This window comes from Streptomyces sp. A0958, from assembly GCF_004795035.1.
Taxonomy (GTDB): domain Bacteria; phylum Actinomycetota; class Actinomycetes; order Streptomycetales; family Streptomycetaceae; genus Streptomyces.
In genome coordinates this window covers 1-25,721 of the sequence record NZ_SSBK01000031.1, presented here as the reverse complement: position 1 = coordinate 25,721, position 25,721 = coordinate 1, and the positions used below count along the sequence as shown (strand labels likewise).

The following is a 25,721-nucleotide window of genomic DNA, read 5'->3' as shown; positions in this document are numbered from 1 at the left end:
AATGCTTATGTGTCGGGGCTGTCGCGGGTCCGCGTGGGGTCAGGCGGTCCCGGCCGCCCCGGGGACCTCGCACGCCCCGTCGGCGTCGCAGGCCGCTGCGTCGCCGTCCCCGGACGCGGTCACCGGGCGGTCCTTCCACGCCTGCTCCAGCGCCTGGGCGAAGACCTCGGCGGGCTGGCCGCCGGAGATGCCGTAGCGCCGGTCGAACACGAAGAACGGCACGGCGTTGGCGCCCAGCTCGGACGCCTCCTGCTCGTCGGCCCGTACCTCGGCGGCGTACGCCTGGGGGTCGGCGAGCACCGTGCGCGCCTCCTCGGCGTCGAGACCGGCCTCGACGGCCAGCTCCACGAGCACCGCGTCGTCGAAGACGGAACGGTCCTCGGCGAAGTTCGCCCGGTAGGCGAGGGTCAGCAGCTCGTCCTGGCGGCCGCGGGCCTTGGCCAGGTGCAGCAGCCGGTGGATGTCGAAGGTGTTTCCGTGGTCGCGCCCCTCGGTGCGGTAGCCGAGCCCTTCCGCCCGGGCGTTGGCCGCGACGTTCGCCTCCATCGAGCGGGCCTCCTCGGGGGTGCGCCCGTACTTCTGCGCCAGCATGTCGATGACCTGCTCGGTGTCGCCCTTGGCACGCCCCGGGTCGAGTTCGAAGGACCGGTGCACCACCTCGACGTCGTCGCGGTGGGCGAAGCCCGCCAGGCCCTTCTCGAAGCGGGCCTTGCCGATGTAGCACCACGGGCAGGCGATGTCGCTCCAGATCTCGACGCGCATGACTCTTCTTCTCTCCGGGCTCTCGGGCGGCTGCTCACACAGCGCGGAGGCACCCTCCGCTCCCCGCCCCAACGCACCCGGGGCCCGTCTCATTCCCCGGACCGCGCGCCTGCCGCGAACGGTCTCCCGCTCAGCCCTGCCCGGCCGGCGGCACGTCGCGGCGCAGCACCAGGTGGTCGCCCGACCGGGGGTTGTCCGGGTCGGGGGTCCAGCCGCAGGCGGAGTAGAAGGACTGGGCGCCGGTATTGGGGGCGAAGACCTCCAGGCGGGCCTCCGTCACGCCGTGGCGCTGCCAGCCGGCCATGCACGCGATGTGCAGGGCGCTGCCGATGCCCTCGCGCCAGTGGGCCGGGGACACGTGGAACTGGGAGAGGTGCGCGGAGCCGTCACGCACGGAGTAGGCGGCGACGCCGACGAGGGCGCCGTCCAGTTCCGCGCAGAGCACGGTGGCGTCGTCCCGGTCGATGGCACCCGCCCAGCCGTCCCGGCTGCGGGCCACCTCTTCGGTGCCCGCGTACTCCTCCTCGGGCAGGTGGCCCCGGTAGTAGGTGGCACGTGCCTCGGTGTGGACGGTGACTATGGCGTCGAGATCGGCGGCGGTAGCAATACGGATCATGAAGTGAGGGACGCCGCCCGGCCTTCAACCGGTTGCCGTACGGGGCTCAGAGCACGAACCGCTCCCCCGCGCGCCGGGCGTGCACGACGACGGAACCGGGGTCCTCCCCGCGACGCGCGAGGCGTACCTGACCCGCCCCGGCCACCGTCGCCCGGCCGTCGGCCGTGACGGACAGCAGGGTGTTCTCGTCGAGGGCGACGCCGGCCGCCGCCTCGCCGCGGGCCACCGCCGCGACCAGCCGCCCGAGCGTCCCCCAGGCGGAGGCGTGCACGTCGACGGTGTACGGGAGGAGTCCCAGGCCGTCGCGGACCTCGATCTCCTCCAGGTCCTCCGCCGCGTCGTCGGGGCAGACGGGGGCGCCCCGGTCCAGCCATCCGCCGACGAGGGCGCGGCGGGCGGCGACGACCGCGCCGGCGGAGAAGCCCGCGTAGGGCAGCGGGCGTTCGGCGATGATCCGTGCCACGGCGTCCCGTACCGGGGCGAGGGCGTCCTGATAGGCGGGGGTGAGTCCGCCGCCGACCAGCAGCCCGTCCACCCCGGCCAGCTCCCCGGGTGCGAACACGCCGCCCTCCGGTACGAGCAGCGGGACCGGTCTGACGCCCGGCGCGACCCGCCGCAGCACGGTGGCGTAGCGGGTGAACTGCTCGGCGCCGTCCCCCTCGTCGAGGAGCAGGCATCCCACCACGCCCTCGTCCCCCACCTCGGCGAGGAACGGGCCGTAGACGAGCGGCGCGATGTCCTCGTCCCAGCCGCCGCCGATCAGATGCACACCCATGACGGCCCCTCCCTCGGCGCTCCGGCTTCCGGAGCCGTCGGGCAGGCTCTCACGGCCGGGCGGTGCACCGGTACGGGATTTCCCTGCGTGCACCGCCCGTCCCGGGGGCGCCTCAGCTGCCGTCGCGGAGGTCGGCCGGGCCGGTCGGCCGGAACGCGATCCGGTCGAAGGACACCTCGCAGCCGTCGCCCGTGGGCGACTGGGCGAGGAAGCCGATGGAGGCGGTGGCCGCCTGCTCCGGCGTGCCCAGGGCGAAGACGCGGACGAAGGTCCACTTCTCGCCGTCGGCCGAGGCGTGGAACGCGAAGGCGTTGCCCGTACGGCTCAGGCGCAGCCAGTAGCTGTCGCCGTCCACGACGAAGGAGTTGACGTCGTCGGAGTGGCCTCGGGTGACGACGGTGCAGATGGTCGGGCGGTCCGGGGAGAGCTCCAGGCAGAGCTTGGCCCACTCCCGGTCGCCGACGTGCAGGTAGAGGACGCCCGCGTCGAAGGCGGCGGCGAAGCCCACCCGGACCCGGGCGATCAGCTGGAAGTCGCCCGCCGGGGCGGTGCCCAGCAGCCGGGACGCGTCGCTCACGGAGTCGAGGCTCTCACCGTCCGGCGGGACGAAGCGGTCCTGCCGGGCGCCGGCGCGTCCGGTGAGCACGCCGTTCTCGTGGCTCCAGTCGATGGCGGGGCCGAACGGCTCCAGGGCGAAGGGGAGTTCGGGGAGGGTGGTGGTCATGTGAGTCGTCCGTTCACTCGGCGGGGCAGGCCCAGCGGGTTGTCCTCGCGCAGCTCCGGCGGGAGGAGCGCTTCGGGGGTGGTCTGGTAGCTGACCGGGCGCAGCCAGCGTTCGATCGCGGTGGCGCCGACCGAGGTGGAGGTGGAGGTGGTGGCCGGGTAGGGGCCGCCGTGGTGCTGGGCGGGGGCGACGGCGACGCCGGTCGGCCAGCCGTTGACGAGGACGCGGCCGGCGAGCGGGGTGAGTTCGGCGAGGAGCCCGGCCGCGCTGCCGTCGGCCTCCTCGGTGGCGATGTGGAGGGTGGCGGTGAGGTTGCCGGGCAGCCGGGACAGGACGGCGGTGATCTCGTCCTCGGAGGCGTAGCGGGCGACGACGGTCACGGGGCCGAAGCACTCCTCCAGGAGCGCGTCGTGCGGGCCCTCGGCGGTGAGCAGCCGGGCCGGTACGGTCAGGAAGCCGGCCGCGACGGTGTGTTCGCCGCCCGCGCCGGGGGTGACGGGGGCGTCCACGTCCGGGAGGGCGGTGCGCTCGGCCACTCCGGCGAGGAAGGCGTCGCGCATCCGGTGGTCGAGCAGGACGCCGGCCTCGGAGTCGCTGACGGCCTCGGTGAGCGACTTCAGGAACCGGTCGCCGCCCTCGCCCTCGGGGGCCAGGACGAATCCGGGCTTCGTGCAGAACTGACCCGCGCCCATGGTCATCGAGCCGGCCAGCCCCGTACCGATCTGTTCGCCGCGCTCGGCGGCGGCCGCCTCGGTGACGACGACGGGGTTGAGGGAGCCCAGCTCGCCGTGGAAGGGGATGGGGGCCGGCCGTGCGGCCGCCGCGTCGAACAGGGCGCGTCCGCCGCGCACCGAGCCGGTGAAGCCGGCGGCACCGACGAGGGGGTGCTTGACGAGGGCGACGCCGGCCTCGAAGCCGTGCAGGAGGGTGACGACGTCCTCGGGCAGGCCGATCCGGGCGGCGGCCCGGCGCAGCACGGAGGCGCACAGCTCGGAGGTCGCGGGGTGGTCGGGGTGCGCCTTGACGACGACGGGGCAGCCGGCCGCGAGGGCGCTGGCGGTGTCGCCGCCGGGGACGGAGAAGGCGAGCGGGAAGTTGCTGGCCGCGTAGACGGCGACGACGCCGAGCGGGATCTTGTAGCGGCGCAGGTCGGGCCAGGGCGGGGTGCGGGTTGCGTCCTCGTGGTCGATGTGGATGTCGAGGTAGGCGCCTTCGTCGACGACCTCGGCGAAGGCCCGCAACTGTGCTGCGGTGCGGGCGAGTTCGCCGGTCAGCCGGGCGGGCCCGAGCGCCGTCTCGGCGTCGGCGGCCTCGATGACGTGCTCACCGGCCTCGGTGAGCAGGTCGGCCGCGGTGCGCAGGAAGGCGGCGCGCACGGTGCGGTCGGCGAGGGAGCCGCGTACGGCGTGGGCGGACCGGACCGCACGGTCGACCTCCTCGGCTGTGGCCTCCACCGCAACCTGCTCGCGCGGGTTCCCGGTGCGGGGGTCGACGCTCCAGACTGGTGCTGCTGCCACCATGATTCCTTCCGCTCCACTGCCGCACATCAGACGCTGTCCGGTATAAGTTGTTCGGTATTCTGAACAGAGTTCCTGATCGTGAATATGAAGCGACTCTATTTCCGGGTGTTCGGTGTTGGCAAGAAGTCGCGGGGTTTCGTCGGTGGGCTGGAAGGGGCGTAGGGCGATGTCGGTTGCCGAGTCGGGTGGGGCGCAGGTCAAGTCCGCGGTACGGACGGTGGAACTGCTGGAGTACTTCGCCGGGCGGCCGGGCATGCACTCGCTCGCCGCGGTCCAGGAGGCCGTCGGTTACCCCAAGTCCAGCCTCTACATGCTGCTGCGCACCCTGGTCGAGCTGGGCTGGGTGGAGACGGACGCGACGGGCACGCGGTACGGGATCGGCGTACGGGCCCTGCTGGTCGGCACCTCGTACATCGACGGCGACGAGGTGGTCGCCGCGGCCCGCCCCACCCTGGACCGGCTCTCCGACGACACCACGGAGACCATCCACCTGGCCCGGCTCGACGGGACCAACGTGGTCTACCTCGCCACCCGCCAGTCCCAGCACTACCTGCGCCCCTTCACCCGCGTCGGCCGCCGGCTGCCCGCGCACTCCACGTCGCTCGGCAAGGCGCTGCTGGCCACCTACAGCGACGAGCAGGTCCGCAAGATGCTGCCCGAGACGCTGCCCGCGCTGACCGAGCACACCCTGACCGACCGGGAGAAGCTCATCGAGGAGCTGCACCAGATCCGCGAGCAGGGGTACGCGGTGGACCGCGAGGAGAACACCCTGGGGCTGCGCTGCTTCGGTGTCGCGGTCCCCTACCGCACCCCGGCCCGGGACGCCATCAGCTGCTCGGTGCCGGTCGCCCGGCTCACGCCCGCGCACGAACAGACGGTCAAGGACGCGCTGTTCGACGCGCGCGACCGCCTGACGCTCGCCACCCGCCGGCTCTGACGGGCCCCGGTCCCGCCGGGTGACGATGAGGAATCGGTGAGAAGCGGCACAACCGGGAACGGGAGCCGGGCCCCGCACGTCCCACAAGCGGGATGAACAAGACGATCAGGCGCGCCTCGGTCTTCTGCCTGCTGCTGGTCCTCGCCCTCCTGGGGCGGGCGACCTGGGTGCAGGCGTACCAGGCCCGGGCGCTCGCAGACGACGACCACAACCGGCGGAAGACCATCGCGCAGTACGCGCAGCCGCTGGGCGACATCATCGTGGCCGGTTCCCCGGTCACGGGTTCGAAGAGGACGGAGGGGAGCGATCTCGCGTACAAGCGGACCTACACGCAGGACGGCCTCTACGCGGCCGTGACCGGCTACGGCTCGCAGGCGTACGGCTCCACCCAGCTCGAAGGGATCTACAGCCAGGTGCTGGACGGCACCGACGACCGGCTGAAGAACCCGCTGGACGCGCTGACCGGCAAGCGGGCCGCGCCCGGCGACGTGGTGACGACGATCGATCCGGACGTCCAGAAGGCGGCGCGGGACGCGCTCGGCGACGACAAGGGCGCGGCCGTGGCGATCGACCCGCGGAGCGGACAGATCCTGGGCATGGTCTCCTCCCCGTCCTACGACCCGTCCACGATCAGCGGGACCAGCGACGGCGACGCCTGGCGGAAGCTGCTCGCCGACCCGGACAAGCCGCTGGTCAACCGCGCGATGCGGCAGCCGCTCGCGCCCGGTTCGACGTTCAAGCTGGTCGTGGCGTCCGCCGCGCTGGAGAACGGCCTCTACAGCTCGGTCGACGAGCCGACGAAGAGCCCCAGCCCGTACACGCTCCCCGGGACCACCACCCCGCTGCGGAACGAGAGCGCGTCGGCCCCCTGCGAGAACGCGTCGCTGCGCGTGGCGCTCCAGTACTCGTGCAACAACGTCTTCGGCAAGGTCGCCGCCGACCTCGGCCAGGACAAGGTGCGGGCGATGGCGGAGAAGTTCGGATTCAACACCGAGAAGCTGGACGTGCCGGTCCGGGCCTCGAAGAGTGTGTACCCGACCGGGATGGACAAGGCGCAGACGGCGCTCTCGGGCATCGGCCAGTTCGAGGTGACCGCCACTCCGTTGCAGATGGCGATGGTCTCCGCGGCCCTCTCCCACGGCGGCGAGCTGGCCGCCCCGCACATGGTCTCCAAGGTCACCGACGGCGAGGGCGGCACGCTGGAGGACTTCGCGGACGGCGACACGAAGCGGATCGTCTCCGCGTCCACCGCCGAGCAGCTGCGCAGCGCCATGGTCACCGTCGTGGAGCAGGGCACCGGCACCAACGCCCGGATCTCCGGCGCCGAGGTGGGCGGCAAGACGGGCACCGCCGAGAACGGCGTGGGCAACAGCAACACCCCGTACGCCTGGTTCACCTCGTACGCGAAGGCCGGCAGCGGCGGCCAGGAGGTCGCCGTCGCGGTCGTCGTGGAGGACTCCGGCGCGGCCGCCTCCGAGGTCAGCGGCAACGGCCTCGCGGCGCCGATCGCCCGGAAGATGATGGAGGCGGCGCTCCGGCGGTAGCGCCCGCCCCGGTCCGGGTACGTACCCGTGTCGAAGCGCTTGCGGGACGCTGGTACGCTCACGCCCCGCCCCGGGCGGCGGCGCCGGGGACGTACCCGGACCGGCCGGGCGTGCACGGGATTCGAGCGCAGGGACGAGGTAGCTGTGGGCACAGCCGTCGACGATGCCGCCGCCGAGTTCCATGAGTTCTTCGAGGCCCACTACGCCGAACTCGCCCGCCTCGCCCACCTGCTGACCGGTGAGGCCGATGCCGCCGACGATCTGGCGGCCGACGCCCTGCTCGCGCTCTGGCACCGCTGGGACCGGGTCCGCGAGGCCGGCCACCCGGTGGCGTACGCGCGCGGGGTCGTCGCCAACCTGGCCAGGACCCGCATCCGCAGCGCGGTGCGCGAACGCCGCCGGGTCGCGCTGTTCTGGGCGCCGCGCGGCGGCGGGGACGGCGGCGCCGACGGTCCGGACGTGCCGGCGGTGGTCGACGTCCAGGAGGCGCTGCGCCGGCTGCCGTTCCGCAAGCGCGCCTGTGTGGTGCTGCGGCACGCGTTCGACCTCTCGGAGCGGGAGACCTCGCTGGTGCTGGGGATCTCGGTGGGTACGGTCAAGAGCCAGACCTCGCGCGCCGTCGCGGAACTGCAGCGGCTGCTGGGGCCCGAGACGCCCGCCGCGCGGGTACGGGTGGCCGTCGCGGCGCAGCGCAGCGGAGGAGACCGGTGAAGGACGAGGAGCTGTCCGGGCGGCTGCGGGACGCCGCCGAGGCCCACCGCCCCGACCGCGAGCGGATGCTGGCCCGGGTCGAGCGGGGCATGGCCGGTGGCCACGGCCCGGCGCGGACGGTGCGCCCGCCGCGTGCCGCGCTGCCGTGGCTGCGGGTCGCGGGGGCGACGGCGGCGGTCTGCGGGGTGCTGGCGGCCGGCACGTTCGCCGTCACCTCGGCGGGCGACGGCGGGACGCACGGCCGGCAGGTGGCAGCGGCACCGTCCGCATCAAAAGCGGCCCCGTCCCCCTCCCCCTCCCCCACCGCCGCCGTGACACATCCGGCGGCGCTCGGGGGGCTGCGCCCCGAGGACGGGCCGCTGTGGACGGGCGGCGTGGTCGACCCGCACAGCAACGCGTACTGGGCGCAGAGCAATGTGACCCTGCGGACGACCGAGCCGCTGTCCTCGCTCACCGTGGAGCTGCGGATCGCGCTCACCGGCGGTGTGAACAGCACCGGCTCCTGGCGTTCGCTGCCGGAGGCGGACTTCACGGTGTCGGCGACCGAGGACGGCGGCTACCTGGTCTACCGGTGGACGCTGAGGACCGGCCGGACGGTCCCGGCCGGCACGCACACGTTCGCCGGGCAGTACAACCACGCGGAGGGCGAACGGGACGCCACCGGCGACTACGTGACCGCGCACGCCGTCCGGGTCTCGGGCCGGAAGGCCTCGGTCGGCGACCGCTTCGGCCAGGACCGCTGACCCCGGCCCGCTTCGGCCGGGACCGCTGCCCCCAGCCCGCTTCGGCCGGGACCGCCGGCCGGCTCTCAGACCCGCGGGTGCCAGTCGCCGAACCAGGTGGCCGGGGTGTGCCGGCGCGCCTCGGACGCGGTCAGCCGGGGGCGGTTGGCGGGTACGGTGACGCGCGCGCCGGGGCCCGTGTTGCGGTACTCGGCGAAGCGCTGCTCCTGCCACGGGAAGCCGGCCGACATCGTCCCGTACGGCTCGTCGGTGTCGATGCCCGCGCCGAGGTGGCTGTCGCGCACGGTCAGCATGGGGTGGGCGGTGAGGTCGGACGAGGGCACCCAGGGGCGGGCCAGCTTGAAGTACCCGTCGGGGGCGGTGCTCGTGACGCGGGAGCGCAGCACCAGGAAGCCGTGCGGGTTGGCGCCAGCGGTACTGGGCGCGAAGACGAAGCCGTGGGGCGGGGCCGGCAGGTCGGTGCGGGTCAGGGTGCGGAAGTGGCAGCGCTCCAAAACTGCGGACGCGCGGCCGAAGACGAAGTCGACGTCCCCCTCGACGTAGCAGTCCCGGTAGTACTGGCGGGAGAAGGCGGTGAGGGAGGCGGAGTCGGCGTACAGGGTGTCCTGGTGGCCGAGGAAGCGGCAGCCGTGGAAGGCCGAGCGGTCGCCCAGCACCTTGATCGCTACGGCCTGGGTGCCGGTGTACTCGGGGTGGTCGGCGCGCAGCCAGTCGTTGGCGAAGGTCAGGTGGTGGGCGGTGAGGCCGGCGGGCCGGGCGGTGACGGTGGCGGACCCGCTGGTGCCGTACGTGCCCGAACCGCCGGGCAACGGGGTGCCGTTGGCGTTGTCGTACACGATCACGGTGTCGCGCGGGTCGCCGCTCGCGCCGATGAGGGTGAGGCCGGTCCCGGCGGCGGGGATGTCGACGGTCTCCCGGTAGGTGCCGGGGGCGATCACCAGGGTGCGGCCGGTTCCGGTCGCGGCGTCCACGGCGGCCTGGACGCGGGTGTGGTCGCCCCTGCCGTGCGCGTCGACGTAGAGGGTCGCGGGGTCGAGGCGGCGGGAGGGCGTGCCGTAGCGCCCGAAGGGGCGGTGTGCGTCGGGGCGGCCCTGGGCGAGGGCCGCGGGGGCCGCGCCGAGGGCGAGGGCCGCGCCGCCGCCCGCGAGGAGGGCGAGAGCGGTTCGTCTGCTGGGCATGGGCGGGTACTCCACTTCCTTGCGGGGGTGCGAGGGGCCCCCGCCGGCGCCGCGCGGCGCCGGCGGGGAGGGTGCGGTCAGGCGCCGGGCAGCCGGCCCGTACCCGCTCCGAGGCCCACGACGAGCGGGACGAGCAGCGGGTGGTCGACCCGGTTGCGCAGGGTCGGGGTCCAGCCGGCACCCGAGGTGAGGTGCTCGCCGGGGACGCCCGCGTTGTGGACGGCGATCAGGTCGGTCCGGCGGCCGTTGACGTAGTTGTCGCCGGCCGTGAGCGAGGACTCGGACCACTTCTTGATGATCTTGGCCTTGTCGAACTCGCCGCTCAGCGAGAACGCGTTGTGCTCGGCGACGAGGTGCGACTCGGCGCCGACCCCGTAGGAGTAGCCGTAGACGCTGCCCCGGGTGGCGACGAAGTAGTTGTTGTACGAGTCGACCTGGCCGAAGCGGACGCGGGGCGCGCGCTCGTTGACGTCCTTGAAGAGGTTGTGGTGCAGGGTGACGCGGAGCTTGCCCCGGTCGGTGGCCCCGGCTCCGTCGCTGTTGCCGAGGAGCATCGTCTTGTCGTGGTCCTTGAGGACGTTCCAGGAGGCGGTGACCAGGTCGGCGCCCTTGACGATGTCGAAGAGCCCGTCGTGCTGCTGGTAGAGCTCGTTGAAGTAGCGGGGCTGGTCGGCGTCGGGGCGGTCGCCGTCGCTGAAGGTGTTGTGGTCGACCCAGACGTGGTCGGAGCCGTAGACGACGAGGTTGTCGTACTCGGAGTTCCAGTGGCCGGTGTCGCCGTCGGTCGGGTCCCACTGCGGGAAGCAGTCGTAGGTGTCCTCGAAGCCGATGTTGCGGACGATGACGTTGGAGACGTTCTGGATCTGGATGGAGGCGCCGATGACCGTGGCGTCCCTGCCGACGCCGATGAGCGTGGTGTTGGACGGCACGTGGACGTTGACGGCGGCCTTCTGGAGCTTGGCGGAGGCGAGCCGGGCGTCCTCCAGCGGGCCGGAGGGGACCTCCTCGCGGCCCCAGGTGCCGGGGTCGTAGGCGGCGAGGTACTTGTCCAGCGTGTAGCCGTCGGTCTGGTACGCCTCGCAGTCGATCGGGTTGCCCTCGGCGTCGGCGTTGCCGTGGATGGTGCCGTCGATCCTGACGATCTTCGGGGCGTCGCCCGCGTCCTTGAAGGCCGCGATGAGTTCGGCGCGGTTGCGCACCGTGTAGACGTGGTCGGGGGTGGCGGCGGCGCCACCGGTGGTGGAGCCCTCGGCGGAGGCCCAGCCGTCGCCCTTGGCGAGGACGGCGCGCTCGATGCCCTTGGTGCCGGGGTGCGGGACGGATGCCTGGGCGGGGACGCTCAGGGCGAGGGCCAGCGACGCGCAGCCCATCGCGACGGCGATGGCACGGGCGTGCGTTCTGCGGGCGGGAATGCGTGTGGACATGACAACTCCTCGGTTCTCGTGCGGGACCTGCGGGAAAAAAAGCGGGGCCGCTCGGGTGCGGCGGGGGTGGCCAGGTGCGGCGGGGGCCGGGCGCGGAGCGTCTGGCGCAGGGCGGCGAGGGCGGCGGCGGGGCCGTTCGTACGGGGCGTCCCGCCGCCGGCCCCGCGTCACGGACGGGGCGGCCCGGTGCGGAGGCCGGGTCAGCCGTTGCCGATCTCCTTCCACTCCTTCTGGGCCCTGTTCAGCTCGTCGGCCATCTTGTCCAGGAAGTCCTTGGCCGTGGTCTTGCCGAGCAGCAGCTTCTGGAACTCCGGCTCGTTGTCGGCCTTGCTGATGTTGTTCCAGTCGGGCAGGTAGTACGGCAGCTGCACGATCTTGGTGGAGCCGTCGGTGAGGGCCTTGGCCGCCAGCTCGGTCGGCGCCGCCGCGCTGATCCACGGGTCCTTGGCGGCGTCGGTGTTGGCCGGGATGGCGCCGGCGGACTCGTTCCACTTGCTGTTGGCCTCGTGCGAGGCGGCGAACTCGATGAACTTCCAGGCGGCCGTCTTGTTCTTGCTCGACCGGAACAGGCCGAGGCCGTCGACGGGGTTGGAGACCTGGACACGGGTGCCGCTGTCGCCGACCGGGTTGGGGACGCCGGCGAACTTGTCCTTGCCGAGGGCCTTCAGGTGGTCCTGGTAGGAGCCGAGGTTGTGGCTGAGCATGCCGATGGTGCCGGTGTCGAACTGGGCGACCATCTTGGTGAAGTCGTTGTTGACGTCGGCGGACGGCGTCGTCTTCTTGTAGAGCGCGACGTACTTCTCCAGCGCCGCCACGTTCTTCGCGTCGTTGAGGGTCGTTCTGTCGCCGTTCCAGAACTCCGTGATGCCCGACTGCCCGTAGGCCGCGTCGATGGCCTGGGCGATGGAGCCGGCGCCGCCGCGGATGGTGTAGCCGAACTTGTTGTGCTTGGCGTCGGTGAGCTTCTCGGCCGCCTCGTAGAACTTGGCCCAGGTGGTGGGCGCGTCGAGGCCGGCCGCCTCGAACAGGTCGGTGCGGTACCAGAGGGCGCCGTTGTTCGCGGAGGTCGGCACGGTGTACATGTCGTCGCCGCGCCCCGCCGCGTCCTTGACGCTCTCGACCATGCCCTCGACGAGCTTGCCGTTGAGCGACGAGTCCTTGATCCGGTCGCCCAGCGGCTCCAGGGCCTCCTGCGACACCATGTTGGCGAGGTAGGCGGTGCCGACGCCGCCGATGTCGGGCAGACCGCCGCCCGCGATGGCCGTGTCGTACTTGGACTGCACGTCGGAGATCGGGATCGGCACGTACTTGACCTTGATGTCCGGGTACTTCTTCTCGAAGTCCTTGATGATCTCGGTCCAGACGGCGGTGCGCGGGCCGCCGTTGTTGTCCCAGAAGGTGATCTCGCCCTTGCCGCTGCCCTCGTTGCCGGTGTCGCTGCCGTCGTCACCGCACGCGGTCGCGGTCAGGGCGAGCACCGCCGCGAGGGAGACGGCGGCCGTGGCACGCCCCCGCTGCGTCTTCGAGATGTTCATGATCGGCTCTTCTCTCTCGGTTCTCTCGGTTCGTACGCATGAGTGGGGGGTTCGGTGGCCGGTGGTCCCGGCCGGTCCGGTTACGCGGTGACGTGGAAGCGGGTGAAGCGGGCGGTCCCGGCCGGGCCCGTGCCGGGCGGTGCGGTGGCGAACAGCCCGAGCAGGGCGCCGACCCAGCGCCACGGGGTGGCGGCGAAGACCTGGCCGGAGGGCCGGAACCCGGCCCCGTCCCCGGTGTCGGCGAGGAACCGGCAGCGGGCGCCCGGGGCGACCTCGATCCGCAGCCGGACCGTGGCGCCGGGGACCGGCCTGCCGGGTGCGGCCTCGCGCTCGGCGGTGGCGGACGGCTCGGCGAACCGGTGCACGAGCCGCACCCCGCCCTCCGCCGCCCGCTCCAGCCCGATCCAGCCGAACGCGTCCCCGAGCACCGCCAGCCCCGCCTTCGCCCCGGCGGCCTCGCTGTCCAGGGCGAGTCCGACCTCGGCGGTGAACGTCTCGGCGGGCAGCCGCTGGACCAGTACGTGGGGCAGCGCCCGCAGGTCGTGCGCGTGAGCCGTCCTCACACAACTGAGCCGCAGCCCGTCCCCCGCGTGCTCGACCGTCCAGCCGGGGCGCGGGTTGGCGGTCCACTGCCACTGTCTGCCGTACCGGCCGCCCGGGAAGCTGTCGTCGCAGGCCGGGGCCTCGACGGGCTGGACGGGCAGAGCGGGCTTGGGGTGGGTGGCGACGGGTTCACCCGCGTCGCCGATGACCGGCCAGCCGCCGTCGGCGGTGTCCCAGCGCATCGGCTGGAGGTGGACCACGCGCCCGTAGGCCCCGCGCTCCTGGAAGTGCAGGAACCAGTCCTCACCGGCCGGGGTCGTGACCCAGGCGCCCTGGTGCGGGCCGTTGACGTCGGTGCGGCCCTGGGCGAGGACGACGCGTTCCTCGTACGGTCCGAAGAAGTCGCGGGAGCGGAAGGCGCCCTGCCAGCCCGTCGTCACCCCGCCCGCCGGGGCGAGAATCCAGAACTCGCCGTCGCGCCGGTGGAGCTTGGGGCCCTCCAGGGTGAACCAGCCGGGGAGCGAGTCGGCGTCGATCAGGGTCTTGCCCTCGTCGAGCAGTTCCCGCCCGTCGGGGCTCATCCGGTGGCCGGTGAGCCGGTTCTTGACGCCGGAGCGGGACTTGGCCCAGGCGTGCACGAGGTAGGCCTCGCCGGTCTCCTCGTCCCACAGCGGGCAGGGGTCGATCAGCCCCTCGCCGGCCTTGAGCAGGTGGGGCGCGGTCCACGGGCCCCGGATGTCCTCGGCGCTGATCTGCTGGACGCCGTGGTCGGGGTCGCCCCAGAAGATCCAGAACCGTCCGGCGTGGTGGCGCAGGGACGGCGCCCACACCCCGCAGTCGTGGCGGGGCACGGCGAAGTCGGCGGCCGGCTCCAGGCGGTCCAGGGCGTGCCCGATCAGGGTCCAGTTGACGAGGTCGCGCGAGTGGAGCAGCGGGAGGCCGGGGGCGCGGCCGAAGCTGGAGGCGGTGAGGTAGAAGTCGTCGTCGACGCGCACGACGTCGGGGTCGGACCAGTCGGCGTTGAGCACGGGGTTGCGGTAGGTGCCGTCGCCGACGTCGGCGGTCCAGGGGCGCTCGGCGGGGGCGCTCACGCGGTCACCGCCCGGCGGACGAGGGCGGCGGCGCCGGCCCGGTCGAGGCGGCCGTCGGCGACGACGGTGACGATCCGGCGTACGACGGTGGCGCCCGCGGGGACCGGGAGCCGTTCGGCGGCGGCGAGGGACGAGCCGACGCCCGGGTACTCGGTGGTCCGCACGAACCACGGGTCGCGGCGGGTCTCCTCGGTCGCCCCGGCGAAGACCAGGCTCCAGCCGTCGCCGCACATCGCGACCCAGTCGGCGGCCCGGCCGTGCACCGCCTCCTCGCCGTCCGCCGAGGCGCTGAACACGGCGGGCGCGGCGGCCTCCTTGGGGGCGCGCCAGAAGAAGCCGCCGTAGCCGGCGCCGGGGCGGCCGTTGGTGGCGGGGCTGCCGATCGACAGGTCCGCGGGGCCGGGGTTGGTGAGCGCGAAGGAGAAGTCCAGCGCCCAGGCGGTCTCCGAGAGCGCGGCGGCGGCCACCGTGCGGTGTTCGCGCAGCAGTTCGCCGCCGTCGGCCTCCCAGCTGAGCTCCTGGACGAATCCGTCCGGGTCGCACAGCTTCCAGCCGAGGTGGCGCTGCACGCCGTGGTTGTCGAGCGCGGTGGGCCCCTGGTCCCGGACGAAGGTGCGGCCGCCCCAGAAGTTGTGCCCGGAGACGTCGGGGACGGCGACGGAGGTGCCCAGGTGGTGGAGGTGGTCGGCCGGGCGCTCCTCGGTGACGGGGGTGCGGGCGAGGGTGGTGACCGGGTGGAGGTAGGGGCGGCCCCCGGCGTCGGGGAGGTAGGTGTAGCGGCCGACCGGGCGGCCGGCGCAGCTGAGCAGTGCGGTGGTCGTCACGGGGAACTCACCTCGGTGGGGAGCGCCCAGGGGGCGCCGAGTTCGGAGAAGAGCGCGAGGGTTTCGGCGCCGGAGGCGACCAGGGCGTCGATGCCGCGCACCACCCGGCGGGTGGTGCCGGAGCCGGGCACGGGGGCGGTGCGCCAGGCGTCGGACGGCAGGGGGCGGGGTTCGGGGGCGGTACGGACGGCCTCGACGACCTCCATGAACGCGCCGGTGCGCTCCGGCGGTACGAGGAGCGGCGCCTCCCGCACCAGGTGGTCGACCAGGTTCTCCAGGAGGTCGGTCCGCCCGTGCACCGTCTCCACGGGGCCGTGCCCGGCGCGCTGGACGAGGACGCGGTCCTGCTTGTACCAGAAGGTGATGCGGCCGCGGTCGCCGTGGACGATCACATAGGGCTCCCCGGCCTGTTCCGCGCAGAGGGTGACGGCGGCGGTGACGGGCGGCCCGGAGGTGGGGGTGACGCGTACGCAGGAGGTGTCGTCGGCCTCGATGTCGTGGGCGCGGAAGAGTTCCGTTTCGATGGAGGCGACGTCCTGCGCGGTGGTGGTGCCGGCGAGTTCGAGTGCGGTGGCGACGGCGTGGGCGAGCGGGTTGGTCAGGACGCCGTCGACCACGTCGGTGTCCCCGAGCCTGCGCCGCCCGGCCCAGGGGGCCCGCCGGTAGTAGGCGTCGTCGCGGACCCAGGCGCCCGCGGCCCCGTAGCCCCGGACTGTGCCGATGGCTCCGGTGCGCACGAGTTCGCGGATGGCGGGCACGGCGTGCGAGCCGAAGGACTGGAAGCCGACCTGGCAGGCGATGCCGGCGCCGCGTACCCCGGCCAGGATGCGGTCGAAGTCGGCGCGGGTCGCGGCGGGCGGCTTCTCCAGGAGGAGGTGGACGCCGCGTCCGGCGGCGGTGAGGGCGAGGGCGGTGTGGGTCTGGATGGGGGTGCAGATGACGGCGGCGCGGGCCCCGGTGGAGTCCAGGAGGGCGCCGAAGTCGGGTGACTGCTCGGGGGGTTCGCCGGCGAAGGCTTCGAGTTCGGCGGCGTCGAGCGGGGCGAGTTCGCAGACGCCGGCGAGCCGGACCAGGCCCTGGTCCTGGAGGCGGCGGATGTTGGCGAGGTGCCATCGGCCGTGTCCTCGGGCGCCGGCGAGGACGATCGGGACGGGGGTGGCGGGCGGCGAGGGCATGTCCGTCATCCCTTCACCGCGCCCGCGCTGAAGCCGGTGATCAGCCACTTCTGGATGAAGGCGAAGACGATCACCACGGGGACGGCGGCGATCACCCCGCCCGCGGCGAGCGCGCCCAGGTCGACGCTGTCCGCGCCGATGAGGGTGTTCAGGCCGACCGGAATCGTCTGCTTGTCCTGCTCGCTGAGGAACATCAGCGCGAACAGGAAGTGGTTCCAGCTGTGCACGAAGGCGAAGGAGCCGACGGCGATGAGGCCGGGCCGCAGCAGCGGCAGCACGACCGCGCAGAAGGCCCGGAAGCGCGAGCAGCCGTCCACCCAGGCGGCCTCCTCCAGCGAAGGGGGCACGTTCTTGATGAATCCGCTGATCAGGATGATGGAGAGCGGCAGTTGGAAGACCGTCTCGGCGATGACCACGCTCCCCAGGGAGTTGATCAACTGGAGGTTCTTGAAGATCTCGAAGAGCGGTACGAGCATCAGGGCGCCCGGGATGAACTGCGAGCACAGCAGCGCCAGCATGAAGCCGTTCTTGATCTTGAAGTCGAAGCGGGCGAGCGCGTAGCCGCCGGCCAGCGCGACGAGGGTCGTGCTGATCAGGGTGCAGACCCCGACGATCATGCTGTTCTGGAAGAAGACGGCGAAGCTGCGCTCGTTCCAGACCTTGGAGAAGTGCTCCCCGGTCATCGGCCACGGCACCAGCGAGGTGGAGCCGGCGGGCCGGACGGCGAAAAGGAACATCCAGTAGAACGGGACGAGCGTGAAGACCAGGTAGACGCCGAGCGGTACGTAGATCTGCCAGCGCGGCACCTCGTCGAAGGCGCGCTCGCGGCCGGGCCTGCGGCGGGGTGTGGCCGGCGGCGGGCCGGCGGGGGCGGCCGGCCGTGCGGAGTGGATGCCGTTCTTCTCGGCGAGGGCGGCAGTCACTTGTGGTCGCCTCCGAACTTGCTCAGGCGCAGATAGACGATCGAGCAGAAGAGGAGGATCACGAAGGCGACGGTGGTGAGCGCCGAGGCGTAGCCGAAGTCGTGGCCCTCGATGCCGGTGTTGGCGACGTAGAGCGGCAGGGTGGTGGTCTCGCCGGCCGGTCCGCCGCCGGTGAGCGTGTAGAGGAGGTCGACGTTGTTGAACTCCCAGACGCCGCGCAGCAGCGTGGACAGGATGATCGCGTCGCGCAGGTGGGGCAGGGTGATGTGGAAGAACTGCCGCATCCGTCCGGCGCCGTCGACGGAGGCCGCCTCGTACAGCTCCTTGGAGACGGACTGGAGGTCGGCGAGGATGAGGATGGCGAAGAAGGGGACGCCGCGCCAGAGTTCGGCGACGGTCGCGGCCCAGAAGACCGTGCCGGTGTCGGAGAGCACGGAGGTGCCGTAGTCGCCGATCCCGGCGTCCGCGAGGTAGCGGCTGAAGCCGGTCGAGGAGTTGTAGAGCAGAATCCAGATGGTGCTGGTCAGCACGCCGGAGACGGCCCACGGCGAGAAGACCATGGCGCGGGAGATGCCGCGGCCGACGAACGACTGGTTGACGATGAGGGCCAGTGCGAGCCCGAGGGTGAGCTGGAGGGCGACCTGTACGACGACCCACTGGGCGCTGAAGCCGAGCGTCGTCCAGAACTGGTCGTCCTCGGTGAAGATCCGGGTGAAGTTGTCGAGGCCCGCGAAGCCGTTCCGCCAGGGTTTGGTGACGTTGTAGTTCTGCAGGCTGTAGTAGAAGACGCTGACCACCGGGTAGGCGATGAAGCCGAGCATCAGCAGCCCTGCGGGGGCGATCAGCAGATACGGCAGCCGGCGGGGGCTCGCGGAGCGGCGCCGGGGCACCTTGGGCGGTGTGGCCGCGGCGGAGGCTTGGGCCATGACACGTCTCCGTTCTCTCTGTACGGGGGTGCGGGGTGGCACGGGTGTGGTGCGGGGCGGTGCGTGGAGTGAGCAAGCGCTTGCCGCATGGTGTTCGGTATGCCGAACAAGGCGGGCGCCGGAATTCCGGTGGGCCGTTCAGCCGGCGTACGGGTCGGGCACTTCCCCCGGCCGGGCCAGGAAGGCGAAGTCGCAGCCGGTGTCGGCCTGGGTGATCTGGTCCTGGTAGAGCGCGCCGTAGCCGCGCTCGTACCGGAGGGGCGGCGCGGTCCACTCGGCCCGGCGCCGCGCCAGCTCCTCGTCGCACACGTCGAGGTTCAGCTGCCGCGCCTCGACGTCCAGGGTGACGAGGTCACCGGTGCGTACGAGGGCGAGGGGCCCGCCGACGTAGGACTCGGGCGCGATGTGCAGCACGCAGGCGCCGTAGCTGGTGCCGCTCATCCGGGCGTCGGAGAGCCGCACCATGTCCCGTACGCCCTGCTTCAGCAGGTAGTCGGGGATCGGCAGCATGCCGTACTCGGGCATGCCCGGGCCGCCCTTGGGTCCGGCGTTGCGGAGCACCAGCACATGGTCGGGGGTCAGGGCCCGCGCCGGGTCGTTGATGGTGCGCTGCATCTCCTTGTAGTCGTCGAAGACGACCGCGGGTCCGGTGTGGCGCAGCAGGTGCGGTTCGGCGGCGATGTGCTTGATGACCGCGCCGTCCGGGCAGAGGTTGCCGCGCAGCACCGCCACGCCGCCCTCCTCGGCCAGGGGGTTGTCGCGTTCCCGGATGACGTCGTCGTTGTGGACGAGCGCGCCGTCGAGCTGGGCGCGCAGGGTGTCGTGGGCGACGGTGGGCCGGTCCAGGTGCAGGACGTCGGTGAGCCGGGTCAGGAAGCCGGGCAGCCCGCCGGCGAAGTGGAAGTCCTCCATGAGGTACTTCCCGCCGGGGCGGAGGTTGGCGAGCACCGGGACGGTACGGGCGATGCGGTCGAAGTCGTCCAGGGTGAGCTTGATCCCGGAGCGGCCGGCCATCGCGATCAGGTGGATGACGGCGTTGGTGGAGCCGCCGAGCGCGAGGACGGTGGCGACGGCGTCCTCGTACGCCTCCGCCGTGAGGATCTCCGACAGCTTCCGCTGCTGCCACACCAGTTCGACGATGCGGAGCCCGGACGCGGCGGCCATCCGGTCGTGGCCGGAGTCGACGGCCGGGATGGAGGAGGCGCCGGGGACGGTGACGCCGAGGGCTTCGGCGGCGGCGGTGAGGGTGGACGCCGTGCCCATGGTCATGCAGTGGCCGGGCGAGCGGGCGAGGCCGTTCTCCAGTTCGCCCATCTCGCAGTCGCCGATGAGCCCGGCGCGCTTGTCGTCCCAGTACTTCCACATGTCGGTGCCGGAGCCGAGGACTTCGTTGCGCCAGTGCCCCGGCAGCATCGGCCCGGCCGGTACGAAGACGGCCGGCAGGTCGACGGAGGCCGCGCCCATCAGCAGCGCGGGCATCGACTTGTCGCAGCCGCCGAGCAGCACCGCGCCGTCGACCGGGTAGGAGCGCAGCAGCTCCTCGGTCTCCATCGCCAGCATGTTGCGGTAGAGCATCGGGGTCGGCTTCTGGAACGTCTCCGAGAGCGTGGAGACCGGGAATTCGAGCGGGAAGCCGCCCGCCTGCCAGACCCCGCGCTTGACGGCCTGCGCCCGGTCGCGCAGGTGGACGTGGCAGGGGTTGATGTCCGACCAGGTGTTGAGGATCGCGATGACCGGCTTGCCGAGGTGCTCCTCGGGGAGGTAGCCGAGCTGGCGGGTGCGGGCGCGGTGGCTGAAGGAGCGCAGCCCGTCGGTGCCGTACCACTGGTGGCTGCGCAGCTCCTCGGGGGCGATGCGGCGGGCGGCGGTCATATGGACCACCCGGCGATCTGGTCGGCCACCTCGGCGCGCTGCGCCTCGGGCAGCTCCCGGCTGGGCGGGCGCACCGCGCGGCCGCACAGTCCGAGGGCGGCCAGGGCCTCCTTGACGACGGTGACGTTGTTGGCGGACTGCCGGTCGGCGCGCAGCTCCTCGAAGCGGCGGATCTGCTCCCAGATCTTCATGGCGGCCGGGTGGTCGCCGGCCCGCAGCGCCTCCAGCATGGCCAGCGAGACGCCGGGGGCGACGTTGACGAGCCCGGAGGTGAATCCGGTGGCGCCGGCGGAGAAGTAGGACGGGGCGTACAGCTCGGCGAGTCCGGCGACCCAGACGAACCGCTCCAGGCCCGCGTCCCGGGCGAACGCGGCGAAGCGGGCGGCGTCCGGGACGGCGTACTTGACGCCGATGACGTTGGGGCAGCTGTCGGCGAGGGCCGCGAGGCAGGCGCCGTCGAGGTGCGGGTTGCGGATGTAGGGGACGACGCCGATTCCGGGGACGGCCCCGGCGATGGCCCGGTGGTAGTCGATCCAGCCGTCCTGCGAGACGTACGGGTGGACCGGCTGGTGCACCATCACCATCTCGGCGCCCGCGTCCCGGGCGTGCTCGGCGGCGGCGACGGCGGTCGGCACGTCGTGCCCGACGCCGACCAGGACCGTGGCCCGGCCGCCGGCCTCCTCGATGGTCAGCTCGGTGACGCTGCGCCGCTCCTCGGGGGTGAGCGCGTAGAACTCCCCGGTGTTGCCGTTCGGGGTGACGATGCGCACGCCGCCGTCGAGCAGTCTCCGCAGCAGGGCGCGGTGCGCCGCCGTGTCGATGGTCCCGTCCCCGGCGAACGGGGTCACCGGGATCGCCACGACGTCTGCGAGGGCCGCCTTCAGCGGTGTGAGGTCCATGCGGACAGGCCTTTCGTCGGTGTGCGGGTTCACGCCGTGCCGCCCCCGTCTTCGTCGTCGGGGAAGGCGCGGCGGACGAACGACGCGATGTGGTCGTGCAGGGCCCCGGCCGCCGCGTCCGGGTCGTCGGCGAGCGCGAGCCGCAGGATCTCCCGGTGCTCGGCCGCCTCCCGCTCCCAGGAGGGGATGGCCGACCAGGCGACCGTCGACACGAGCGCGGCCTGGTCGCGGACCTCGTCCAGCATCCGCGCCAGCAGCGGGTTGCCGCAGGGCAGATAGAGCGCCCGGTGGAAGTCCCGGTTGGCGAGCGACCGGTCGGCCTTGTCGCCCGCCGAGTCCGCCCGCTCCAGGGCCTCCTGCGCCGCGTCGAGCGACGCCTTGCGGGTGATGGAGCGGCGCAGCGCCTCGGGTTCGAGCAGCAGCCGTACGTCGTACACCTCCCGCGCCATGGCCGCGTCGACCAGCCGCACGGTGGCGCCCTTGTACTGGCTCATGACGACGAGCCCGGTACCGGCGAGCGTCTTGAGCGCCTCACGGACGGGGGTCTTGGAGACCCCGAACTGTGCGGCGAGCTCGGTCTCCACGAGCGCCTGCCCGGGCCTCAGTTGCGCCGTGAGGATCGCGTGCTTGATCGCCTCCAGCACGTACTGGGTGCGGGACGGAATCGGGGTGGGCGCAAAGGTCATGGGTGAAGGGCTCTCACATCTCGCGTATCGCGTCTCATATATGACGTACGAAGTACGACGCGATGAAGCTAGAGGCGCCGCGAATGTTTCGTCAACGCTTCTGACGAAAGAACTTCGCGGAACCAGGACATGTGCCGTACACGGATCGCGTTCCCCCGCCCGCGAGTTCACCGGCGTACGGCATCTGCCCGATGCCCGGCGGGGGCCTGGGTCGCCAGCCTGACTGCGTAACGGACGTGCAGGTCAGGAAGGTCGGGTGGGCGCGATGGCGGCGGGGCGGGTACTGAGGGACAGAACGGCGGGGCTGTTCCTCGCGGCGGTCGTCGTGTCCGGATTCGGCAGCTCTGCGATGACCCTGGCCGCCGGGATCTGGGTCAAGTCGCTGACCGGCTCGGACAGTCTGGCCGCGCTCGCCCTGTTCGCCGTCTGGCTGCCGGTCCTGTTCGGCCCGCTGCTCGGCGCCCTGGCCGACCGCCTCCCGCGCAAGCCGCTCCTCGTGGGCACCAACATCACCATGGCCGCCCTCCTGACCACCCTGACGGCGGTGGACTCGGCCGCCCGGGTCTGGCTACTGTTCGCGGTCCTGCTGGTGTACGGATGCGGCTCGGTCCTGATGGACTCCGCCGAATCGGCCCTGGTCGCGGGGACCGTCGCCCCCACCCTTCTCGGGGACTTCAACGGCTTGCGGATGACGGCCAACGAGGGCATGAAGCTGGTGGCCCCGCTGACCGGCGCCGCCCTGTACGCCCGCTTCGGTGGCGGCGCGGTGGCCCTGCTGGACGCGGTCTCCTTCACCCTGGCCGCCGGCCTCTACGGCCTGCTGCGGGTACTGCGGTCGGCCCCCGCACCCCGCAGCGCGGGCGGCTGGACCACCGGACCGCGCCGGCTGTGGGACTCGCCGGTGCTGCGCCCCCTCGTCCTCGCCGCCTCGGTCACGATGCTGTGCGCGGGGCTCAACGGGGCGACGCTGTACGCCGTCGTGGACGGCACGCTCGGCCACTCCCCCGCCTTCGCGGGCGTGCTCTCCGTCGCGCAGGGCATCGGGTCCATCACGATCGGGCTGCTGGCGGGCCCGCTGATGCGACGGCTGCCGGAGCGGGTGTTCCCGGCTGCGGGCATCGCCGTGTTCGGGGTGGCGGTGGGCCTGCGGGCCGTCCCGAACGACGCGGTGGCGCTGACCGCCTGCGCCCTGATCGGAGCCGGCCTGCCGTGCGTGCTGATCGCCGCGCTGACGGCGGTGCAGCGCGAGACGCCGGACGCGGTGCTGGGCCGCACGGCCGCGAGCGCGGACACGCTGATGATGTCGCCGAACGCGGTGGCGCTGGGGCTCGGCGCGGTGCTGGTGGCACGGGTGGACGTCGCGGTGCTGCTGCCGCTGGTGGGCGCGGCGGCCCTGCTGACGGCGGCGCTCCTGCTCACGGGCCGGCGGGAACCACTGGCCCCCGCCGGCCCGCGCGTGTCAGCCGAGGCGTGAGAGCGCCCCGGCGACGGCTTCCAGATCCGGGTCCGGGGCCAGCCCCGCGTGGTACAGCCGCAGTTGGTTCGCCCCGAGCGAGGCGGCGTGGGCGGCGTCCCGCTCCAGCGTGTCCGGGCTGCCGCCCATCCCCCGCACCACGGTGAGGTTGGCCGCGACGACCCCCTCCGCACCGGCGAACGGCCCGAGCACGGCCTCCCGTACCGCGTCGGTACCGGTGCAGGGCAGCACCACCCCGTCCGCCACGGACAGGATGTGCCCGGGTTCGACGCCCACGTTCGCCCCGCACCGGTACGGCGCCGGGTCGGCGTGCAGCAGCACCTGGAACCCGGGCGCGGCGGCTTCCCGCACCGCGCGGGCCACCGCCTCCTGGAGCCCACGGGCCACCTCGGACCGCCACCGCAGGGTGGCCGCCGCGAGATCCGCACCGAGCAGCTTCCCGACCGCCTCCCACCCGGCGTCCGCCGCCCCGCCCCCGGCCCAGACCGGCTCCAACACGCCCCGCACGGCCGCGCCGAGCTCCCCGGCATCCAGCCCCTGCCCCGCATAACCGGCCCGGCAGACAGCACAGAAGCACAGCGACATCAGATACCGCGCCACGTCCCCGAGCCCGACACCCCCCACCTTGTCGTGGGCGTGCAGATGGGCGAAGCCGTACCAGCCGCAGGACTCCAGCTCGGTGCCCCGCGCCCCCTCACGCACCGCCGCCTCCGCCGCCAGGTCCACCAGATACGCACGGACCTCCGGCTGCGCGATGCAGGGCGCCCACGGGTAGCGGTCCCCGTAGGCGTTGACCACCGAGGTCCGCGGATGCTCCGCGCCCAGCCGGGAGTTGTGCGCGAGCACCACCCAGCTGTGCACCTCCAGACCGGCCCCGGCCAGCGCGTCCGCGGCCTCGGCGAAGGGGTCGTCCGAGGCGACCCACCCCTGTTCGTACGGGCGCAGCGCACGCCCCGCCCACCGCTCGGCGTCCGGCGGGTAGAGCACCGCCGCGTGCTCGGCCGTGACGATGCGGCGGCCGGGGTGGCGCGGGGTCAGCGCCCGGGTCGAGTGGTAGGCGGCGGCGAGCGTCACCTGCTGGACGCCGAGGTCCGCGATGCGGGCGGGGGCGTCGGGGTCCCCCACGACGTCCCACGGATAGAGAAAGACGGAGGTCTTCACCCGCGCCCCCCGGCCCCGTGCCGCTCCAGCAGCGCGCGGCCGCTCGCGATGATCTCCGTCAGCTCCTCGATGTGCGCGGCCGGCGGCTCGGTGAGCGGGCTGCGCACCTCCCCGACGTCCAGCCCCTGGAGCCGGACGGCCGCCTTGACCAGCGATACGGCGTAGCCGCGCCCCTGGTCCCGCAGCTCGACGAGCGGCCGGTAGAACCTGTCGAGCAGCGCGTTGACCAGCCCGTCGTCGCCGGACTCCAGGGCCCGGTAGAAGGCGAGGGCGATGTCCGGGGCGAAGGCGAAGACGGCGGACGAATAGAGCGTGACGCCGATGCCGCGGTAGGCGAGACCGGTGAGTTCCGCGGTGGGCAGCCCGTTGAAGTACAGGAAGTCCTGCCCCGGCAGCCCGGTCCGGACCGCGCTGACGATGCGCTGCATCAGGTCCAGGTCGCCGTAGCCGTCCTTGAGCCCGATGATCCCCGGCGTCCGCGCCAGGGCGAGAACGGTCTCGGGCGTGAAGACGGCGTTGTCGCGCTGGTACACGATCGTCTCGATCCCGGTGGCCCCGGCCAGCGCCGTGTAGTGCGCCAGCAGCCCCGCCTGGTCCGCCTGCACCAGGTACGGCGGCATCGCCAGCAGCCCGTCCGCGCCGGCGTCCTCTGCCAGCTCCGCGAACCGGATCGCCAACGCGGTCCCGTATCCGGCTCCCGCCACAACAGGCACCTGCCCCGCGGTCTCCTCCACCGCGGCGGCGACGACGAGCCGGAACTCCTCCGGCGTCAGCGCGTGGAACTCCCCCGTCCCGCAGCAAGCGAACACCGCCGCCGCGCCTGCGTCGATGCCCCGGCGGACATGCGCGCGGAAGACGTCCACGTCGACGGAACCGTCCGCGCGGTAGGCGGTGACGGGAAAGAACAGCGGCCCGGCGACGGCGGTAAGCCGGGCGGCAAGCGGGTCTGAGCTCACGGGCGCTCCCTGAGGCGTACGCATCTCTGATTGACGTCCACATCTATGAACGCGGTTCACGCTAGAGCAGGCGGTGACCGCGGTCAAGGCGGTTGCCCCGGTCCGGGGCGGGGCGGGGCCCTTGGGCGGGCGGCACCCTCGGCGCCTCCCCGGTCCGGGGCGCGGGGTTCCGTCCTCAATCGCCGGACGGGCTCAAAGGCGCGCCCCGGCCTTGTGGGTGGGGTCCGGGGGCCCTCCGGGGCGTCTCCTCGGACGACGAACGTTCCGCGGGTACGCAGCGGCACCCGGGTATCCGTTCCTCGTCCTGCGGGGACTCCCCTGCACGCCCCCGAACCACCCGTCGCGCGCCTGCACACCGGTTGGCACGAAGGCCGCAGACGCAAGGCGGCCGGGTGGGGGCGTGCAGGGCAGTCCCCGCAGAAAATGGCGTACGACCCGGGTCCCCCACGCACCCGGGTGAACACGCCATTTTTGAGGAGTCTGCCCGGAGGGCCCCCACCCCCACCCACCAGGTGGAGGCGACCCGCACCCCGCGGAGGCAACCCGCACAAACCCAGCCCGTCCGGCGCCTGAGGACGGAACCCCCCGCCCCGGACCGGGGCGCAGAACCAAGATGCCGCCCGCCCAAGGGCCGGGCCCCGCCCGTCCGGCGCTTGAGGACGAACCCCCGCACCCCGGAAAGGCGCACCCCGCACCCCCGCCCCCCTTGACGCACCCCCACC

At 73.0% G+C, this 25,721-nt stretch carries 23 protein-coding genes; 5 read left to right on the top strand and 18 right to left on the bottom strand.

Annotated features, from left to right (window positions below; genetic code table 11):
• Positions 1-39: 39 nt before the first annotated feature.
• From E6P78_RS25250 to E6P78_RS25230, 5 genes are all read right to left on the bottom strand, one after another.
• Complete coding sequence (locus E6P78_RS25250; RefSeq protein WP_136205936.1) at positions 40-762, bottom strand: DsbA family oxidoreductase; 723 nt, start codon at positions 760-762, stop codon at positions 40-42.
• Positions 763-892: 130 nt separating this feature from the next.
• A complete protein-coding gene (locus tag E6P78_RS25245; protein ID WP_136205935.1) occupies positions 893-1,378 on the bottom strand; it encodes a GNAT family N-acetyltransferase in 486 nt (161 codons plus the stop codon).
• Between the two features lie 46 nt (positions 1,379-1,424).
• Entirely contained in the window at positions 1,425-2,153 is a 729-nt protein-coding gene (locus tag E6P78_RS25240) for a hypothetical protein (RefSeq protein ID WP_136205934.1), read from the bottom strand.
• Positions 2,154-2,265: 112 nt separating this feature from the next.
• Positions 2,266-2,877: a DUF1349 domain-containing protein gene (locus E6P78_RS25235; protein WP_136205933.1), complete on the bottom strand. Its 612-nt coding sequence runs from the start codon at positions 2,875-2,877 to the stop codon at positions 2,266-2,268.
• Positions 2,874-4,331, bottom strand: coding sequence for an aldehyde dehydrogenase (NADP(+)) (locus E6P78_RS25230; protein WP_240799372.1), 1,458 nt, complete (start codon positions 4,329-4,331; stop codon positions 2,874-2,876). Before E6P78_RS25230 ends, E6P78_RS25235 begins: the two co-directional genes overlap by 4 nt.
• Positions 4,332-4,563: 232 nt before the next feature.
• Between E6P78_RS25230 and E6P78_RS25225 the strand changes: the two genes are divergently transcribed.
• The 4 genes from E6P78_RS25225 (at position 4,564) to E6P78_RS25210 (ending at position 8,332) form a co-directional block, all read left to right on the top strand.
• Positions 4,564-5,334: an IclR family transcriptional regulator gene (locus E6P78_RS25225; protein WP_136205931.1), complete on the top strand. Its 771-nt coding sequence runs from the start codon at positions 4,564-4,566 to the stop codon at positions 5,332-5,334.
• 92 nt (positions 5,335-5,426) lie between these two features.
• A complete protein-coding gene (locus E6P78_RS25220; RefSeq protein ID WP_136205930.1) occupies positions 5,427-6,878 on the top strand; it encodes a penicillin-binding transpeptidase domain-containing protein in 1,452 nt (483 codons plus the stop codon).
• Positions 6,879-7,022: 144 nt separating this feature from the next.
• Positions 7,023-7,589 (top strand): SigE family RNA polymerase sigma factor, encoded by a 567-nt coding sequence (locus E6P78_RS25215; protein WP_136205929.1) that lies wholly within the window; start codon positions 7,023-7,025, stop codon positions 7,587-7,589.
• Complete coding sequence (locus E6P78_RS25210; RefSeq protein WP_136205928.1) at positions 7,586-8,332, top strand: hypothetical protein; 747 nt, start codon at positions 7,586-7,588, stop codon at positions 8,330-8,332. The genes E6P78_RS25215 and E6P78_RS25210 overlap by 4 nt, the downstream gene beginning before the upstream one ends.
• A gap of 65 nt (positions 8,333-8,397) precedes the next feature.
• Here E6P78_RS25210 and E6P78_RS25205 read toward each other — a convergent pair whose 3' ends face one another.
• The 11 genes from E6P78_RS25205 to E6P78_RS25155 all read right to left on the bottom strand — a co-directional run bounded on the left by E6P78_RS25205 (position 8,398) and on the right by E6P78_RS25155 (position 21,408).
• On the bottom strand, positions 8,398-9,510 hold the full coding sequence (locus E6P78_RS25205; RefSeq protein ID WP_136205927.1) for a pectinesterase family protein: 1,113 nt from the start codon (positions 9,508-9,510) through the stop codon (positions 8,398-8,400).
• Positions 9,511-9,587: 77 nt separating this feature from the next.
• On the bottom strand, positions 9,588-10,922 hold the full coding sequence (locus E6P78_RS25200) for a pectate lyase (RefSeq protein ID WP_168712695.1): 1,335 nt from the start codon (positions 10,920-10,922) through the stop codon (positions 9,588-9,590).
• Positions 10,923-11,134: 212 nt separating this feature from the next.
• Positions 11,135-12,469, bottom strand: coding sequence for a sugar ABC transporter substrate-binding protein (locus E6P78_RS25195; RefSeq protein ID WP_136205925.1), 1,335 nt, complete (start codon positions 12,467-12,469; stop codon positions 11,135-11,137).
• Between the two features lie 80 nt (positions 12,470-12,549).
• Complete coding sequence (locus tag E6P78_RS25190) at positions 12,550-14,103, bottom strand: glycoside hydrolase 43 family protein (RefSeq protein ID WP_136205924.1); 1,554 nt, start codon at positions 14,101-14,103, stop codon at positions 12,550-12,552.
• Complete coding sequence (locus E6P78_RS25185; protein ID WP_136205923.1) at positions 14,100-14,927, bottom strand: PmoA family protein; 828 nt, start codon at positions 14,925-14,927, stop codon at positions 14,100-14,102. Before E6P78_RS25185 ends, E6P78_RS25190 begins: the two co-directional genes overlap by 4 nt.
• Positions 14,924-16,111, bottom strand: a complete 1,188-nt coding sequence (locus E6P78_RS25180) for a Gfo/Idh/MocA family oxidoreductase (protein ID WP_136205922.1) — start codon at positions 16,109-16,111, stop codon at positions 14,924-14,926. The genes E6P78_RS25185 and E6P78_RS25180 overlap by 4 nt, the downstream gene beginning before the upstream one ends.
• The gene (locus E6P78_RS25175; protein ID WP_136205921.1) at positions 16,108-17,025 is read right to left on the bottom strand and encodes a carbohydrate ABC transporter permease; all 918 of its coding nucleotides are present in this window, start codon (positions 17,023-17,025) and stop codon (positions 16,108-16,110) included. Before E6P78_RS25175 ends, E6P78_RS25180 begins: the two co-directional genes overlap by 4 nt.
• Positions 17,022-17,951 (bottom strand): sugar ABC transporter permease, encoded by a 930-nt coding sequence (locus E6P78_RS25170; RefSeq protein WP_136205920.1) that lies wholly within the window; start codon positions 17,949-17,951, stop codon positions 17,022-17,024. Before E6P78_RS25170 ends, E6P78_RS25175 begins: the two co-directional genes overlap by 4 nt.
• Before the next feature lie 138 nt (positions 17,952-18,089).
• A complete protein-coding gene (araD, locus tag E6P78_RS25165; RefSeq protein ID WP_136205919.1) occupies positions 18,090-19,823 on the bottom strand; it encodes an L-arabinonate dehydratase in 1,734 nt (577 codons plus the stop codon).
• Entirely contained in the window at positions 19,820-20,722 is a 903-nt protein-coding gene (locus E6P78_RS25160; protein ID WP_136205918.1) for a dihydrodipicolinate synthase family protein, read from the bottom strand. The genes araD and E6P78_RS25160 overlap by 4 nt, the downstream gene beginning before the upstream one ends.
• Before the next feature lie 29 nt (positions 20,723-20,751).
• Positions 20,752-21,408 carry a GntR family transcriptional regulator gene (locus E6P78_RS25155; protein WP_136205917.1) on the bottom strand — a complete coding sequence of 219 codons (657 nt, stop codon included), beginning with the start codon at positions 21,406-21,408 and terminating at the stop codon, positions 20,752-20,754.
• 265 nt (positions 21,409-21,673) lie between these two features.
• Between E6P78_RS25155 and E6P78_RS25150 the strand changes: the two genes are divergently transcribed.
• Positions 21,674-22,882: an MFS transporter gene (locus tag E6P78_RS25150; RefSeq protein ID WP_136205987.1), complete on the top strand. Its 1,209-nt coding sequence runs from the start codon at positions 21,674-21,676 to the stop codon at positions 22,880-22,882.
• On the opposite strand, the gene E6P78_RS25145 is transcribed toward E6P78_RS25150, so the two are convergent.
• Together E6P78_RS25145 and E6P78_RS25140 are read right to left on the bottom strand one after the other, a co-directional pair.
• Positions 22,868-24,043, bottom strand: a complete 1,176-nt coding sequence (locus E6P78_RS25145; RefSeq protein ID WP_136205916.1) for a hypothetical protein — start codon at positions 24,041-24,043, stop codon at positions 22,868-22,870. The genes E6P78_RS25150 and E6P78_RS25145 overlap by 15 nt on opposite strands.
• A complete protein-coding gene (locus E6P78_RS25140) occupies positions 24,040-24,999 on the bottom strand; it encodes a 5-dehydro-4-deoxyglucarate dehydratase (protein WP_136205915.1) in 960 nt (319 codons plus the stop codon). The genes E6P78_RS25145 and E6P78_RS25140 overlap by 4 nt, the downstream gene beginning before the upstream one ends.
• Between the last annotated feature and the right edge of the window lie 722 nt (positions 25,000-25,721).

Bases quoted from the DNA above. Each gene is read 5' to 3' on its own strand.
- E6P78_RS25225 (WP_136205931.1), top strand. From the start codon at position 4,564: ATGTCGGTTGCCGAGTCGGGTGGGGCGCAGGTCAAGTCCGCGGTACGG.
- E6P78_RS25245 (WP_136205935.1), bottom strand. From the start codon at position 1,378: ATGATCCGTATTGCTACCGCCGCCGATCTCGACGCCATAGTCACCGTC.
- E6P78_RS25250 (WP_136205936.1), bottom strand. From the start codon at position 762: ATGCGCGTCGAGATCTGGAGCGACATCGCCTGCCCGTGGTGCTACATC.
- araD (WP_136205919.1), bottom strand. From the start codon at position 19,823: ATGACCGCCGCCCGCCGCATCGCCCCCGAGGAGCTGCGCAGCCACCAG.
- E6P78_RS25160 (WP_136205918.1), bottom strand. From the start codon at position 20,722: ATGGACCTCACACCGCTGAAGGCGGCCCTCGCAGACGTCGTGGCGATC.
- E6P78_RS25205 (WP_136205927.1), bottom strand. From the start codon at position 9,510: ATGCCCAGCAGACGAACCGCTCTCGCCCTCCTCGCGGGCGGCGGCGCG.
- E6P78_RS25195 (WP_136205925.1), bottom strand. From the start codon at position 12,469: ATGAACATCTCGAAGACGCAGCGGGGGCGTGCCACGGCCGCCGTCTCC.
- E6P78_RS25240 (WP_136205934.1), bottom strand. From the start codon at position 2,153: ATGGGTGTGCATCTGATCGGCGGCGGCTGGGACGAGGACATCGCGCCG.
- E6P78_RS25180 (WP_136205922.1), bottom strand. From the start codon at position 16,111: ATGACGGACATGCCCTCGCCGCCCGCCACCCCCGTCCCGATCGTCCTC.
- E6P78_RS25220 (WP_136205930.1), top strand. From the start codon at position 5,427: ATGAACAAGACGATCAGGCGCGCCTCGGTCTTCTGCCTGCTGCTGGTC.
- E6P78_RS25235 (WP_136205933.1), bottom strand. From the start codon at position 2,877: ATGACCACCACCCTCCCCGAACTCCCCTTCGCCCTGGAGCCGTTCGGC.
- E6P78_RS25170 (WP_136205920.1), bottom strand. From the start codon at position 17,951: ATGGCCCAAGCCTCCGCCGCGGCCACACCGCCCAAGGTGCCCCGGCGC.
- E6P78_RS25155 (WP_136205917.1), bottom strand. From the start codon at position 21,408: ATGACCTTTGCGCCCACCCCGATTCCGTCCCGCACCCAGTACGTGCTG.
- E6P78_RS25150 (WP_136205987.1), top strand. From the start codon at position 21,674: ATGGCGGCGGGGCGGGTACTGAGGGACAGAACGGCGGGGCTGTTCCTC.